The organism is Streptomonospora nanhaiensis, from assembly GCF_013410565.1.
Lineage (GTDB): Bacteria > Actinomycetota > Actinomycetes > Streptosporangiales > Streptosporangiaceae > Streptomonospora > Streptomonospora nanhaiensis.
Map to the genome: position 1 here is coordinate 5,537,705 of NZ_JACCFO010000001.1, position 15,144 is coordinate 5,552,848.

Here is a 15,144-nt window from a genome sequence, read left to right on the forward strand (position 1 = left end):
GCGCGCGGGCCGCGCCGGTACTCGGGTCAGTACTCGCTCCAGGAGTACCAGTCGCCGGAGATGTGCTCGTAGACCACGCCGCCGTGGCCCTCGACGAACACGTCGGTGGGCAGCTCCTTGCGGCTGTAGGCCAGCCCCGAGGCGTCCAGCAGCCCGGCGCCGCGCACGGTGTAGCGGGTGACGCCGTCGGGGGTGACCGTGAGCGCCTCCAGCGGGTACATGCCCGCCCACTGGTCCAGCGGCATGGTGGAGGCGGGGTCGGCGGTCTTGCGGACCTCCTCAAGCGCGGCCACCGACGACTCCACGCGCGCCTGCAGCGGGATGTCGGTCACTGACAGCACGATGGCGGCCAGCGCGATCAGCGGCGCGGAGATCCAGCGCAGCCAGTACCGCAGGATCATCGGCCGCGCGATGCTCATGGCGATCCCCAGCCGCAGCGCCCCCATGGCGGCCAGCAGCGCGCCGCCGCCCATGCCGAGCAGGAAGCTGGGCAGGTGGCCGCCGGGCACGCTGTCCTCGTAGAGCAGGATCAGCCCGACGAGGGTGCACGCGGGGATGTAGAGGCGGCCGGGCGGCCGCGACGCCCATTCCGTCAGCCGCTGCCGCGGAGTCGGGGGATGGGCGATCTCGATGAGCTTCGCGACCGAGCCCTCTTCGGTGGCGGACATGAGCGGGTTTCCCCTCGGGGGTGAGCGGGTCCGCCCGAGGGCGCGGGGGTGCCTGGGCGGACGGGTCAGGTACGGGAGGGCCGCCTGAACGCGGCCCGGCCCCCAGGATACGGGAGCGGCGGCGCTTCATCAGGCCGACGCCCGGACCTTTGGCCACCGGTTTCGGCCCGGCGCGCCGGGCCGAACCCCCGCGCCGCCGGTCCGCGCCGCCGCAGGTGCCGCCCCAGGGCCAGCCGGCCCGGCCGCACCGCCCCCAGCACGCACAGCGCCGCCGCGGCCACCCACCACGGCCCGTCCGCGCCGCCCGCCTGCGCCGCCGCCACCGGCGGGCCCAGCGCGCTCACCGCGACGGCCGCCAGCACCGCGCCGCTCACCCGCGGCGCCACCCCCGCGGCGAACGCCGCCGCGCAGGCCGCCACCGCCCAGCCCAGCGGCGAGGGGCCGGCGTCAGCGCCCCACCAGCCGGGCAGCGCGCCCCAGGCGTGCTCCGCCACGATCCAGCCCGCCGCGATCCGGCCCGCCAGGGCCGCGCCGTCGTACAGCGCCACGGCGCCGTCCGCGCTCCGCCTCACGCCTACCGCCCCTCTCCTCGGCCACGTGGAGCCAAGCGGAAACTACCGAACGTGACCGCCCTCGCCGTGCGTCACACGCGGTGGTCCGGCGAAAACCGCCCGCCGATCCCGCCGTAAAGGGTGTGGCGGCGCCGCGCGAACCCCTAGGCTTGTCCCGTGGTCCAGACATCCCCGAGCACCCCGGCGCCGGCCGGCGCCCCGCCGGTGCCGTGCTACGACCTCGAACGCGAACTCGCGGCCGAGGGCGCGGTCCTGGTCGCGGGAGTCGACGAGGTCGGCCGCGGCGCCTGGGCCGGCCCCGTGGTGGTGTGCGCCGCCGTCACCGACGGCACCCCGCCGCCCGACGGCCTCACCGACTCCAAGCGGCTCACCCCCCAGCGCCGCACCGCCATGGCCGAACTCCTGCGGCCCTGGGTGCGCGACCACGCCTTCGGCCAGGCCGACCCCGCCGAGATCGACGACCTCGGCATGACCCGCGCGCTGCGCCTGGCGGCCACCCGCGCGCTGGCCGGGCTGCGCCAACGCCCCGACGCCGTCATCCTCGACGGCAAGCACGACTTCCTGGGCGGCCCCTGGCGGGTGCGCACGCAGATCCAGGCCGACCTCACCTGCGTCAGCGTCGCGGCCGCCTCGGTGCTGGCCAAGGTGCACCGCGACACGTACATGGCCGCCCTGGACACCCGGTTCCCCGACTACGGGTTCGCCACCGGCGTGGGCTACCCCTCGCCGGCCCACCGCGCCGCGCTGGCCGAACTCGGCCCCACCCCCCACCACCGCATGAGCTGGGCCTACCTCGACGACCTGCCCAAGTGGCGGCACCTGCGGCGCCCCCGGCCGCAGCCCGACGGCCAGACGGCCCTGCTGTAGGGGCCGCCCCGCACCCGACACGGACCCCCGCCGGGCCCGGCTCCTTATGAAAGTTCCGCGTTTCGCGGCAATATGGACCCGTTAAGGCAAGCGAAGGGACGCCGGATGCCGCGCGACGAACGCTCCCAGACCACGGAGCGGCCCGAGGGCCCCTCCGCCCTGGGGCGGATGCGGGCGGCCTACTACGGGGTCCCGCTGCGCACCCGCGCGGTCGCGGCCCTGGTGGCCGTCACCGTCCTGGCCGTCGCGGCGCTGCTCACCGGCCTGCCGGTGATCACCACCGTCGGCGTCACCGTGGCCGTGCTGCTGGTGTTCGCCGCGCTGATGCGCTCCACCGACGCCGTGGCCACCACCCTCATCGCCATCGGCTGGACCGCCCTGGCCTACACGCTCTTCCTCATCCCCATCCCCGTCGCCGAGGCGTCGTTCCTGCTCCTGCTGCCCCTGCTGCCGCTGGGGGTGTCGCTGGCCGCCACCCGCATCCAGGAGTTCCCGGTCTGGCACACCACCCTGCTGGCGCTGCTCATCGCCCTCATCGTCGGCATGAGCGTGTCGCTGGCCGGGATGCTCGCCGGGTCCGCCCCGCCCGCCCTGGGCCTGGTCTGCGCCACCGCCGCGGCGGCCCTGGCGCTGGGCTGGCGCGCGGTGGCCGCCTACCGGCTGCGCCGCACCATGCGCGAACTCGGCGCGCCGCCCCCCACCCGCCACACCACCACGCGAGGGGCGGTGCCGCCCGCCGCCGGAGCCCGCCCCGACTCCCGCGAGCGCGCCACCGAGGGGCGGCGCGCCCGCGCCGCCCGCGACCCCGGCGACGACGCCGCCCCCATCCCGGTCGACGAGGCGCTGGCCGAACTGGAGAACATGATCGGGCTGGACCCGGTCAAGCAGCAGGTGCGCGCGATCGCCGCCTCCATCGAGGCCGCCCGGCTGCGCGCCGACGCCGGCTACGCCGTCGACAAGCCGCTGCGCCACCTGGTGTTCTCCGGGCCGCCCGGCACCGGCAAGACCAGCGTGGCCCGCACGCTGGCCACGATCTTCCACTCCTTCGGGCTGCTGCCCACCCCGCGCGTGGTCGAGGCCCAGCGCGCCGACCTGGTCGGCGAGTACCTCGGCGCCACCGCCATCAAGACCAACGAGCTGGTCGACCGCGCGCTGGGCGGCGTGCTGTTCATCGACGAGGCGTACTCCCTGGTCAACGACGGCGACGGCCAGCCCGACCGGTTCGGCAACGAGGCCGTGCAGACCCTGCTCAAGCGCGCCGAGGACGACCGCGACCGGCTCGTCATGATCCTGGCCGGCTACGAGGGCGAGATGGACCGCTTCCTGGCCTCCAACCCCGGCCTGGCCTCGCGGTTCGCCACCCGCATCACCTTCCCCAGCTACACCGCCGACGAACTGCAGCGGATCGCCGAGTCCCTCTTCGAGCAGCGCGGCGACCTGCTCGACGACGAGGCCCGCCCGGCGCTGCGCCGCCGGTTCGACCAGACCGTGCGCGGCGGCGCCATCGACGACCTCGGCAACGGCCGGTTCGTGCGCTCCCTGGTCGAGAAGGCCGCCGAGGCGCGCGACGTCCGGGTGGTCACCGCCGAGGCCGACCAGGGCCGCCCCGAGGCCCGCGAGCTGGTCACCGTGCGCGCCCCCGACATCGCCACCGCCTTCGACTCCCTGACCCGGCGGCTGCCCGGGTTCGGCGAGACCCCCGACATCGAGCAGGCGCTGGCCGAGCTGGACTCCATGATCGGGCTGGAGCCCGTCAAGCGGCAGGTGCGCTCGATCGTGGCCCAGCTGCAGATGGCCAAGCTGCGCGAGGAGCAGGGGCTGCGCAACCACCCGCCGATGCGGCACTTCGTCTTCTCCGGGCCGCCCGGCACCGGCAAGACCTCCGTCGCCCGCATCCTGGGCCGGGTCTTCGCCGCGCTGGGCCTGCTCAGCCGCGCCGACGTGGTCGAGGCCCAGCGCGCCGACCTGGTCGGCGAGCACCTGGGCGCCACCGCCATCAAGACCGGCAAGCTGGTCGACCGCGCGCTGGGCGGGGTGCTGTTCGTGGACGAGGCCTACTCCCTGGCCAACCCCGGCTACAGCGGCGGCGACGCCTTCGGCGCCGAGGCGATCCAGACCCTGCTCAAGCGGGCCGAGGACGACCGCGACCGGCTGGTGGTCGTGCTGGCGGGCTACCCCGCCGAGATGGACCGCTTCCTGGCCAGCAACGCCGGCCTGTCCTCGCGGTTCAACGTCCGGGTGGCCTTCCCCAGCTACACCCCCGAGGAGCTGACCGAGATCGCCGAGGTGGTGGCCGCCCGCACCGGCGACACCTTCGACCCCTCCGCCCGCGAGGACCTGCGCAAGATCTTCGGCTACGTGTGCGACTCCGGCTGGATCGACGAGCTGGGCAACGGCCGGTTCGCCCGCTCCCTGTTCGAGAAGGCGTGCTCCCACCGCGACGTCCGCGTCGCCGAGGAGCTGGGCGACGCCGCCACGGCCGCCGACCTCACCCGCGTCACCAGCGCCGACGTCCGCCAGGCCTACGCCGAGGTCACCCAGCGCTGACGGCCGCGGCCGGCCCGCCCGCCCCGCGCGCGCCGGGTCCGGGGACGGCCCCGCGCCCGCCGGGGCGCCCCTGCTAGTGTCCGGCTCATGAGTGGAGCCAACGCCCCCGTCCGCCAGGCCGTCATCCTCGCCGGCGGCCAGGCCACCCGCCTTCGCCCCTACACCGACACCCGCCCCAAGGCCATGGTCGAGGTCGCCGACCGCCCCATCATCGACTACCAGCTGGAATGGCTCGCCGGCCACGGCGTGGAGCACGTGGTGGTGTCCTGCGGCTACAAGGCCGAGGTGCTGCGCGAGCACCTGGAAGGGCGGGCGGGCGGCCCCGAGATCACCCTGCTGGTCGAGGACGAGCCCCTGGGGCGCGGCGGCGCGCTGCGCTACGCCGCCTCGGGGCTGCGCGAGTCGGCCGACCCCTACTTCGCCCTCAACGGCGACGTGCTGACCTGGTTCCCGCTGGACGAGTTCACCGCCTACCACCGCGCCAAGGGCGGGCTCGTCACCCTCGCCCTCGCCCAGTACCGCACGAGCTGGGGCATCGTCGACGTCACCGACGACGGCGCCATCGAGGGCTTCACGCAGAGCCCGCTCCTGCCGTTCTGGATCAACGCCGGCGTCTACGTCTTCGAGCGCGCCGCCACCGGCCTGCTGCCCGAGAAGGGCGACCACGAGTCCAGCACCTTCCCCGACCTCGCCCGGCAGGGCCGCCTGTTCGGCTACCGCATCGACGGCTTCTGGCGCGGCGTCGACACCGTCAAGGACGTCAAGGAGGCCGGCGAGCAGATCCCCGCGCTGCGCGGGACGGCCCCGGCCGTCTGAGGCCGGCGGGCGCCTGGGCGACCGGGCGGACGCGGGCGGGCGGAGGGCTGACACGGGCGGGGGCCGCGGCGCGGAGGGCGGCGCGGGGGACCGGACGGTTGGTCGGTATCGTCGCATTCGTGACGAACCAAGCCAGGGTTGTGCTCCCCACCGCGCCCAACTTCCGCGACCTCGGCGGCTACACCACGCACGACGGCGCCCGCGTGCGCCCGGGAGTGGCCTACCGCTCCGATGCCCTCCACCGCCTCAGCGACGACGACCTGCGCGCCCTGGGCGGCCTGGGCGTGCGCCAGGTCGTCGACCTGCGCACCGAGTTCGAGCGGCAGAGCAACCCCGACCGCGTCCCCGACGGCGCCGAGTACACCTCCCTGGACGTCCAGGGGGACCACTCCACCGGCGCCGACCTGGTCGCGGTGCTCTCCGACCCCGCCCGCGCCCGGACCGTCTTCGCCGACGGCGGCGCCGAGCGGTTCATGCACGACGTCAACCGGATCCTGGTCTCGGGCGCCGACGCCCGCGCCGGCTACGCCGAACTCCTGCGCCGCGTCGCCGCGGGCCCCGGCGCCACCGTCTTCCACTGCAGCGCCGGCAAGGACCGCACGGGCTGGGGCGCGGCGCTGCTGCTGACCCTGCTGGGCGTGCCGCGCGAGACGGTCTTCGCCGACTACCTGGCCAGCAACGGGCGGCTGGCCCACCTCCAGGAGTCCTTCCGCGCCGCCGTCGAGGGCGCCGGGGTCGACCTCGAACTCGTGTGGCCCATGGTGGAGTGCCGCACCTCCTACCTGGAGACCGCGTTCACCGAGGTCGAGAAGGTGTACGGGTCGTTCGGCGCCTACGCCGCCGAGGGGCTGGGCCTGGCGCCCGGGGACCTGGCGGCGCTGCGCGAGCGGATGCTGGAGTAGCCGGCGCCGCCGGCTACAGGTCGGCCAGGCGGGCCGCCACGTCGTCCTCGCCGTCGGCGTCCTCGACCACCCCCATCAGGGTGCGCAGCACCGCCGGCCGGGTCTGGCCCCGGTCCAGCAGCCGCTCGGCCGCGCTCCACAGCTCCGGCGGATCGCCCTTCCACAGCCGCTCGGCCAGCCGCTCGTGGGCGTCCAGCGCCTCCTCGGTGGCGGCGGGGTCGGCGGCGGCCAGCGCGTCGGCGTGGTGGGTGGAGTGCTTGCCCTTGTGCTTGACCGGCGCGTGGTACTCGCCGAAGTGGTCCAGCCGCAGCAGCGCCCGCCGGCCCTCGCGGGTGGCCGGGTCGAACTCCTCGGCGGACTCCTCCAGCAGGTCGCCGGCCAGCAGCGGGAACGCGAACATGCGGCGGGGCAGCGCGGACAGGTCGCCGTCGGGGATCAGCCGGCGCACCACCTCCTGGCGCAACCCGAAGGACGACGCCATGTCGGGGTAGGAGGTGGTGAACGCCGAGGTGGCCTCCCACAGCGCGTCGAGGGTGGCGTTGACCGCCACCTCGGGCAGGCCGTGGCGCGGCCCGGCCCAGCGGATCCACGCGGCCAGCACGTGCGGCATCGCCTCGTGCTCCTCGGGCAGCAGGATCACCCGGCGCGGCAGCCAGCGCAGCAGGAACGCCTCGACCTTGCGCGGGCTGACCCGCAGCGGGCGGTCGCCGTCGACGTCGCAGCCGTAGGCGATGATGTGGTCGACGCAGCGGCTGGCGGCGTAGGAGTCGGAGAGGTCGGCGGCGGCGTCGGAGGCCAGGAACCGCGCCGCCAGCATCGCCCGCCGGTCCCGGCTGCGCGGGGGTCTCAGCTGTTCGCGCGGGTCGCGCGGCAGGCTGCGCAGGCGCGACCGGAGCAGGGCGTTGTGCGCGGCCAGCGAGCTGTCGGCCACGCTGAGCCCGGTGCCGTTGGCCAGGGCGCGGTCGGTGGAGTCCAGCGCGGAGTCCAGCAGCGCCCGCGCCCGCTCCAGCCGGATGGTGGAGAACGTCGCCATGGGGTCGGCGCCGTCGGCCTGGGCGCGGCAGTGCGCGAGCAGCCGGTCGACCTTGGTGCTGACCCAGCAGTCGCGCAGCACCCCGCCGCTGTTGTGGTCGATGACCGCGATGAGCGCGTGGTCGGCGCCGTCGCCGGCGGCCGGGTCGTCGCGGCCGTCCTCGGCGCCGTAGCGGAACACGCAGATGACGTCGTCGGTGTCGCCGAACCGGTTGCCGGAGGTGTAGGCGGCCACCGGGCGGGCGCGGCCCAGCGCGTCGGCCCACACGGGGCGGTTGGTCCCCCGCTCGGCCAGGGCCGCCGCGCCCTTCTCGGCGAGTTCGCGCTGGTGCACCGAGGTGCCCAGAACCGCGATGCCCGTCAGCAGCGCCAGCCCGGCCGGGGTGCCGGACTCGGCGGCGTGGGCGACCAGGCCCTCGCCGAACAGCCGGTCGACGTCGACGCCGGGCATGCGCCGCCCCCACCAGGAGCCGAGCATCTTGCTGACGCCGACCTCGGCGTCGAGGGGATCGCGCATGGCGAGGAACGAGCGTGCCGCGCGCAGCATCTCGCTGAAGACATCGTCTGGCATGGAATCGGGGTCCGGCTGTTCTGGGAGGGGCGGTACGGACATTCCAGAGCCTAGGGCACCGCGCAGATGGCCAGGGTGGATCCGGAGGGCCGCGGCGCCGCCGGGCGGGGCCGCGCGCGTCCGCGTGCCTGGGCCGGAGAGGGCCGGACCTTCGCGCGGGCCTGGTCGGGGCGGGCGCGCGTGGGCCGCACCCCGCGGGTGTCCGGGCACGCCGGGGCGGCGGGCGCGGGCCGCGCGCGGCGCGGTGGTGGTGGTCGGGCGGGCGCGCGTCAGTGCGCGGCGGTGAGTCCGGACTGCGGAGCGGACTTCACCATCGCCTGCAGGTGCTCCCGGGCCACGCGCTCGACGAGGCCGGGGGTGACACTCAGGCCGAGGTGCTCGGCGCATTTCCAGGTGTCGTCGACGCAGCGTTCGACGCAGCGGCGCGACAGCGCCGCGAACTCGTGGTGAAGTTGGACGGCGACGCGGTGGAGATCGCTAACGGGATAAGTCTGGAGCATCCTCGCTCACGCCCTCTCACTGGCAGCGACTGGACGGCGACCTCCATCCATTTCACTTCGTTATGCCGGGGTGTCAACCCCCGCAAGGCGCCGCCTTAACGAGCCTTTGCGGCGTGCTTGCGCCATAGTGGTCCGCCTTCTTAAGGGTTTGCGGTCAGCGCGAATGGGCAGTCCCGCGTGCGGCCCGCACGCCCGGCCGGGCCGCGCCCACAAGGCCCGCACGCGCGCCGAAGGGCGCGCGGACGGCCGCCCTCCGCGGTTTCGGACGGCGGTGCGGAGGGCGCGCGGCGGCGCCGCCGGACCGCATTTCCGCAGGACATACCAAGCACGTTTCGGAAAACGGCCCCCCAAATCCGGCGCCCGACCGTAGGATGGGCGCGGCGGCGTATTATTTACCTTCCGCTATGAGCCCTGACTTTCCGCTGTGCCCGCGACCGACCGGCCGAGACGGTTGTGGCCTATGCTGATGCGGTGGCGACCTCCGGCCGGTTGCCGCGGGGGCGGCCGGGATCGCCGCGACGTGGACGGCAGGTGAGTGACCGGGTGCCGTGCCCGCGACGCCCCCGACGTGCCGCTCCCGTCCCCGCAGCGGCCCGGACCACATTCGTTAAGCTTTCGGCGCTCGCACCGGCGAGCCCCCTCGAACGGGGGAAAGGACCCCGGAGGTGTCATTGTTGAGCACCGAGACGTCCGTCCCGCCCCCTCGCATGTCCAAGCTCGGCGCCGTCGACTCCGCGCTGATGGACGTCCTCCTGAGTGAGGCCCCGATCGGGTTCGCCCTCCTCGACTCCACCGGCCGCTTCCAGCGCGTCAACCGCACCCTGGCCGAGGTCTACGGGTGCGACACCGCCCAGTGCCGCGACCGCACCCCCGCCGAACTGCTCGACCGCGATCCCGACCGCATCGCGCACGAGTCCGCGGTCGCCGCCGTCCTCAGCGGCTCCGGCACCGTGCACAGCGAGCACCGCCTGGAGGGCGGCCCGCCCGACGCCTCCGGCCGCCCGCGCCAGTGGGCGCTGTCCTGGCACCCGGCCACCGGGGCCGACGGAACCGTCGAAGGCGTGGTGCTGATCGCCGTGGACTGCTCGGACCGCTTCAGCGCCGAGGTCGCCCTGCGCCGGAGCGAGGAGCGCTACCGCTCCCTGCTCACGGCCACCAACCAGGTCGTGTGGACCGCCGACGCCAACGGCGACGTCCAGGAGGACTGCCCCGACTGGCGCGTCATCACCGGCCAGACCGCCGAGCAGTACCTCGGGCGCGGCTGGCTCGACGCCGCCCACCCCGACGACCACGAGCAGGTCGCCCGCGCCTGGACCGACGCCGTCGCCGACCGCACCACCTTCGACGAGATCTTCCGGGTGCGCACCCAGTCCGGCGACTTCCGCTACTACCGCTCGCGGGCGGTGCCGATCATGCGCGGCGACACCCTGATGGAGTGGGTGGGCGCCCACAGCGACATCACCACCCAGCACGACGCCGACGACATGCGCCAGCGCCTCACCCAGCAGCTGGGCGAGGCCGCGCTGCGCACCGTGCGCCTGCAGAAGGCCACCTCCGACCTCGCCGAGGCGCTGACCGTCAGCGAGGTCGTGCAGGCCATGACCGAGATCGGGCAGTCCGCGGTGGGCGCCGACACCACCACCGTGGGCGAGCTGGACCGCGACAACCTCCGGCTGCACGTGCTGCGCGACGACTCCGCGGTGCGCGTCCCGGGCGGGCGCGTGGCCGCGGCCTCCGCCCAGGCCGACCTGCGCGTGGCCATGGAGACCGCGGTGCGCGAGCGCCGCCCCTTCATCGCCGGCAACCCCGCTGAGCTGCGCGAGCTGGTCGAGGACGACCCCGAGGTCCTGGCGTTCCTGCGCGAGACCGACGAACGCGCCTGGGTGGCGCTGCCCCTGCTGAGCGCCGGCCAGCCCATCGGCGCGCTGCGGTTCACCTTTTCGGCCGCCCGCGACATCTCCGACGAGGAGAAGGTCTTCCTTGAGGCGCTGGCCGGCCAGTGCGCGCTCGCCCTGGAGCGCGCCAAGCTGTTCGAGCGCGAGCACCGCACCGCCGAGGCGCTGCAGGCCAGCCTGCTGCCCGAGGACCAGGGCATCTCGATGCAGGCGTTCTACCGCTCGGGCACCCAGCACGTGCAGGTGGGCGGCGACTGGTACGACGCGTTCCCGCTGCCCGACGGCCGGATCGCCGGCGTGCTCGGCGACGTCATGGGCAAGGGCATCAAGGCCGCCACCGGCATGAGCCGGGTGCGCAACGCGCTGCGGGCACTGGCCTTCAGCATGCCCGAACCCGCCGACGTGCTCACTGGCCTGGACCGCATGTTCGACGCCACCGAGGGGCTCGACCAGGTCACCACGCTCGTCTACTTCGTGCTCGACCCCGAGACCGGCCAGATCGACCTGAGCAACGCCGGGCACCCGCCGCCCCTGGTCGTGGGCGAGAACACCGAGCCCTGGCTGCTTGCCGCCGAGCCCGACACGCCGCTGGGCGTCAGCTCCGAGAGAGGCCACCACAAGTTTTTCGTCCAGCCCGGTAACACCGTGGTGCTCTACAGCGATGGACTTGTTGAGAACCGGAAGCGCGCCGTCGCCACCGGTCTTGAGGAACTTGTCACCGTAGCGTCCCAGGCGCGGCCGGAGGTGGTGGGCGACCCACAGCACATGCTCCAGTACCTTGTTGAGGGCATGCTCGCAGGGTATGAGCAGGACGACGACGTCACTCTGCTCGCCGTCCACCTCCCGGTGCTCGATACGGCACCGGAGTAGGAGACCGTACGAAAGTCCGACACTTTGCCTAATAAGGTGGAGGAGCCATCAGCCCCGCTCCGGCGGGGGGTGGGTTCGAGGACCCGACGGTGGGGTTGGATCCGCGCACCGCGGAAAAAATCCTACTGGGCGGATGTGCCCAAACGCTAGAGAGGGCGCATACGCTGAAAAGAAGTCGGAGGTTCCCCGTCGTCCAGGCGGGGATGTCCCGGGCACGAGCCAGGAGAGAGCGCCACTCTCCCCGCACGGCTCAACGGGCCGCCGGGTCCAGCAATCTCGCCACACGTCCGTTCGAGAGGTGTTTGTGTCACCTGCCAGTTCGACCCGCTCTAAGCAGCCGGACTCGCTGCACGAGCCCGTCATCCAGCAGTTGATCGAGCGTGGGCGGTCCCAGGGGTACCTTGAGCCCGAGGACGTTCGCCGTGCCTTTGAAGAGGCTGACATCCCGATGTCGCAGGCACAGGCCGTGCTGCGCAGCCTGACCAAAGAGGGCGTGACCCTGGTCGTGGGCGCCGAGGACTCCGCGCCGTCGCGGCGCAAGTCCGCGCGGCGCAAGCCGGCCCCCGCCAAGAAGCCGGCCGTCGCCAAGGCCAAGCGCGCGGCGGCGGCCCAGGAGCAGACCGACACCGTCACCGCGGTCGTCGACTCCGCCGCCACCGCCCCCGCGGCCAAGAAGCGCGGCGCCGCGGCGTCGGCGCCGGAGGCCCCGGGCGACGACACGGCCGGTACCGAACCCGCCAAGAAGCCCGCCCGCAGGTCCGCGGCCAAGAGCACCACGGCCAAGGCCGGCGCGGCCAAGAAGACCAAGGCCGCCACCAAGGCCAAGGACGCGGCCGCCGGTCCCACCGCCGTGGCCCCGGCCGGGCCGGGCGACCCCGACAAGGTCGACGACGAGGTCGACGACGTCGTCCTGGACGTCAGCGACGACGACCTCGACCTTGAGGCCGCCGACGACTTCGAGGACACCGGCGTCGAGCTGGAGCTGGTCGAGGACCCCGACGACAAGTCCGCGGCGCCCGAGGGCCCCGTGGCCGGCTCCGGGGTCAAACCCGAGTCGGTGGGCATCCCCGAGAAGGCCGCCGCCAACACCTCCGAGGACGAGGCGTTCGTCCTCTACGACGATGACGACGACGCCCCGACCCCGCAGGTGGTCGCGGCCGGCGCCACCGCCGACCCGGTCAAGGACTACCTGAAGCAGATCGGCAACGTCGCCCTCCTCAACGCCGAGCAGGAGGTCGAACTCGCCAAGCGCATCGAGGCCGGCCTGTTCGCCGAGGAGAAGCTCGCCGACGAGGGCGACTCCCTCACCCAGGAGTTCCGCGACGAGCTGGAGTGGATCGCCGAGGACGGCGCCCGCGCCAAGAAGCACCTGCTGGAGGCCAACCTCCGGCTGGTCGTCTCGCTCGCCAAGCGCTACACCGGCCGCGGCATGCTGTTCCTGGACCTCATCCAGGAGGGCAACCTCGGCCTCATCCGCGCCGTCGAGAAGTTCGACTACACCAAGGGCTTCAAGTTCTCCACGTATGCCACGTGGTGGATCCGCCAGGCCATCACCCGCGCCATGGCCGACCAGGCGCGCACCATCCGCATCCCGGTGCACATGGTCGAGGTCATCAACAAGCTGGCCCGGGTGCAGCGGCAGATGCTGCAGGACCTCGGCCGCGAGCCCACTCCCGAGGAGCTGGCCCGCGAACTCGACATGACCCCCGAGAAGGTCGTCGAGGTGCAGAAGTACGGCCGCGAGCCGATCTCCCTGCACACCCCGCTGGGCGAGGACGGCGACAGCGAGTTCGGCGACCTCATCGAGGACTCCGAGGCGATCCAGCCCGGCGAGGCGGTCAGCTTCACGCTGCTGCAGGAGCAGTTGCACTCGGTGCTCGACACCCTCTCGGAGCGCGAGGCCGGCGTGGTCTCGATGCGGTTCGGGCTGACCGACGGCCAGCCCAAGACCCTGGACGAGATCGGCAAGGTCTACGGGGTGACGCGCGAGCGCATCCGGCAGATCGAGAGCAAGACCATGTCGAAGCTGCGCCATCCGTCGCGGTCGCAGGTGCTCCGCGACTACCTCGACTGATCCCTCTGCCCACACCACCGACACCGTTGTGCTGACCGACCGCTGTGCTGACTGGGCGGGGACTCGCCGCCCGGTCCGCACCGCATCCGGTCGGTGCGGTGCGCGCCGTTCGTTCGTGCGGCCCGCCGCCCGTCTGCCATGCCGGGCGGCGGCCCTAACCACTGAGTCATCCAACCGCTGAGTTGCCCGGGCCGGCCCTTCCTGACCAAAGGGGACCGGCCCGGTCGCGCGTCTGCGACCTGTGCCCGCCGCGGCGACGGCGGGTGTGGCGACGCCCGCGAAGTGCCGCGGCGGACGAGGACGCTCCGTACGTCTTCCTCATCCGACGCGGACAATACTGCCGAGTGCGGTGTATGGCGGAGATAAAGGACTGAGACCCGTTCGTTATCAGCACGCGCGTTTCCCCGGGTCAGGAGGGGGTTCGGGGCCGCAGAGCGGATAATCGAACCGCTTCACCGGGCGGGCCGAACGGCGATCCGTGTCCGGTTTCGGGGGGCTTTCAGGGGGCCGCGGGCGGCGGCGGGCGTGAGGACTCCGCGAAGCGTGTAAGGCGTGTCGAGCGTACCCGGGGGCCGAAGGCGTGTCGGATCGTGCCGGGGCCGGGGCCGGGGCCCAGACCGGGGCTGGGGGCCGGGGGCGTGTGCGAGATGATCGGTGCTGGGGGACGGTCGCGGGGCAGGAGAGGTATCGGTTCGGGTTCGGGCGAGCCCGGCTCGGAGCCCTGCCGGTGCTGTTCAGTCCCGCTCGACCACGTCCAGCGTCCAAGGGCGCCCCCGCCGCTCCGGCTCGACCAGTTCGGTCCGATACCCGAGGTCGGAGAGGACGGCGGCTACCTCCTCGGGGGTGTCGGCGACCGTACCCGTACCCGTGGAGGCGGCTGCGGACGCGGCGAGGAGGTCGTGCGCGACGGCCCCGCGGGTCGCCTTGGCCATGTGGCTCACCACGCTGCGCCGCACCTGGCCGCCGGACACGGTCTCGCGCAGCACCCGCACCGCCACGGTCCGCTCGGCGGTCTCGCCGGTCGGGCGCCACGCGGCGGCGTAGGTGGACGAGCGGCAGTCCAGCAGCAGCCGGCCCTCGGCGCGCTTGGTCAGCAGGTCGCTCAGCCGTGCCCGCCAGAAGGCGGCCAGGGCGCCGATGCCCGGCAGGCGCACGCCCATCGACAGGCGGTAGGGCGGGACGCGGTCCTGCGGTCCCACCGCGCCCCACAGGCCCGAGAAGACCAGCACGGAGTCGGCAATCCGGCGCGCGGTGGCCGGGTCGGCGGCGAGCAGTTCGGGCAGCCGCAGGCGGTCGTAGAGGACGCCGGTGTAGAGGTCGGCGGCCCGCAGGGTGGGTGCGGTGGGGAGCGCCGCGTTGCGCCGGAGGGCTTCACCCGCCTGTGCGGCCGACAGCCCCAGCACCGCGCGCGCGTGCTCCTCGGGGCCCCGGCACAGCTCCACCAGTTCCGCCATCACCGCCTCCCGGGCCTCCGCGACCTCCGGAAGCGCCAGCGCGGCCACGTCCACGGGCGCGCCGTCGCCTTCGGCGGCCTTGCCTTCGGAGGGCGGCAGCAGGATGAGCATGCGGGTCGTCTCCCAGCCTCGGAGTCGTCGGGGGTTCGGTCGGTCAGGGGCGGTCGTTGGGGCGGTCGTTCAGTCGGTCCGGCGTGAGTGCGCGCACGGTGTTCGCGGGGACGGGCGAGGGCGGCCGGGGTGGCCGGGTGGCGGCGCGGACACACGGCGGAGTCCTCCCAGCGTCCGGGCCTGAAGCCGCCCGTCGCCCAGGATAGGGCGGTCGGCATGGGCGCCGTGCGGGGACGGGCGGTGTCTCTGGGAGGATTGGCGTTTT

General features: G+C 74.0%; 11 protein-coding genes. 6 read left to right on the top strand and 5 right to left on the bottom strand.

Annotated elements, in window-relative coordinates; all coding sequences use genetic code 11:
* Positions 1-26: 26 nt before the first annotated feature.
* The gene (locus HNR12_RS24440) at positions 27-668 is read right to left on the bottom strand and encodes a hypothetical protein (protein WP_179769750.1); all 642 of its coding nucleotides are present in this window, start codon (positions 666-668) and stop codon (positions 27-29) included.
* Between the two features lie 65 nt (positions 669-733).
* Positions 734-1,240: a histidine kinase gene (locus HNR12_RS24445; protein ID WP_179769751.1), complete on the bottom strand. Its 507-nt coding sequence runs from the start codon at positions 1,238-1,240 to the stop codon at positions 734-736.
* 156 nt (positions 1,241-1,396) lie between these two features.
* On the opposite strand from HNR12_RS24445, the gene HNR12_RS24450 reads away from it, so the two are divergent.
* The 4 genes from HNR12_RS24450 to HNR12_RS24465 all read left to right on the top strand — a co-directional run bounded on the left by HNR12_RS24450 (position 1,397) and on the right by HNR12_RS24465 (position 6,372).
* Positions 1,397-2,107 (top strand): ribonuclease HII, encoded by a 711-nt coding sequence (locus HNR12_RS24450; protein ID WP_179769752.1) that lies wholly within the window; start codon positions 1,397-1,399, stop codon positions 2,105-2,107.
* 105 nt (positions 2,108-2,212) lie between these two features.
* The gene (locus tag HNR12_RS24455) at positions 2,213-4,654 is read left to right on the top strand and encodes an AAA family ATPase (protein WP_179769753.1); all 2,442 of its coding nucleotides are present in this window, start codon (positions 2,213-2,215) and stop codon (positions 4,652-4,654) included.
* Positions 4,655-4,741: 87 nt separating this feature from the next.
* Positions 4,742-5,470 (top strand): nucleotidyltransferase family protein, encoded by a 729-nt coding sequence (locus HNR12_RS24460; protein ID WP_179769754.1) that lies wholly within the window; start codon positions 4,742-4,744, stop codon positions 5,468-5,470.
* A gap of 119 nt (positions 5,471-5,589) precedes the next feature.
* A complete protein-coding gene (locus tag HNR12_RS24465; RefSeq protein ID WP_179769755.1) occupies positions 5,590-6,372 on the top strand; it encodes a tyrosine-protein phosphatase in 783 nt (260 codons plus the stop codon).
* 13 nt (positions 6,373-6,385) lie between these two features.
* Here the strand turns inward: HNR12_RS24465 and HNR12_RS24470 are convergent, their stop codons facing one another.
* Both HNR12_RS24470 and HNR12_RS24475 read right to left on the bottom strand, forming a co-directional pair.
* Positions 6,386-7,951 carry a hypothetical protein gene (locus tag HNR12_RS24470; RefSeq protein WP_179770880.1) on the bottom strand — a complete coding sequence of 522 codons (1,566 nt, stop codon included), beginning with the start codon at positions 7,949-7,951 and terminating at the stop codon, positions 6,386-6,388.
* Positions 7,952-8,244: 293 nt separating this feature from the next.
* On the bottom strand, positions 8,245-8,475 hold the full coding sequence (locus HNR12_RS24475) for a hypothetical protein (protein WP_179769756.1): 231 nt from the start codon (positions 8,473-8,475) through the stop codon (positions 8,245-8,247).
* Between the two features lie 707 nt (positions 8,476-9,182).
* On the opposite strand from HNR12_RS24475, the gene HNR12_RS24480 reads away from it, so the two are divergent.
* On the top strand, positions 9,183-11,240 hold the full coding sequence (locus HNR12_RS24480; RefSeq protein ID WP_179770881.1) for a SpoIIE family protein phosphatase: 2,058 nt from the start codon (positions 9,183-9,185) through the stop codon (positions 11,238-11,240).
* A 304-nt stretch (positions 11,241-11,544) separates the two neighbouring features.
* Entirely contained in the window at positions 11,545-13,314 is a 1,770-nt protein-coding gene (locus HNR12_RS24485) for an RNA polymerase sigma factor (protein ID WP_179769757.1), read from the top strand.
* A gap of 734 nt (positions 13,315-14,048) precedes the next feature.
* Here HNR12_RS24485 and yaaA read toward each other — a convergent pair.
* Entirely contained in the window at positions 14,049-14,879 is an 831-nt protein-coding gene (gene yaaA / locus HNR12_RS24490; RefSeq protein WP_179769758.1) for a peroxide stress protein YaaA, read from the bottom strand.
* Positions 14,880-15,144: the final 265 nt, after the last annotated feature.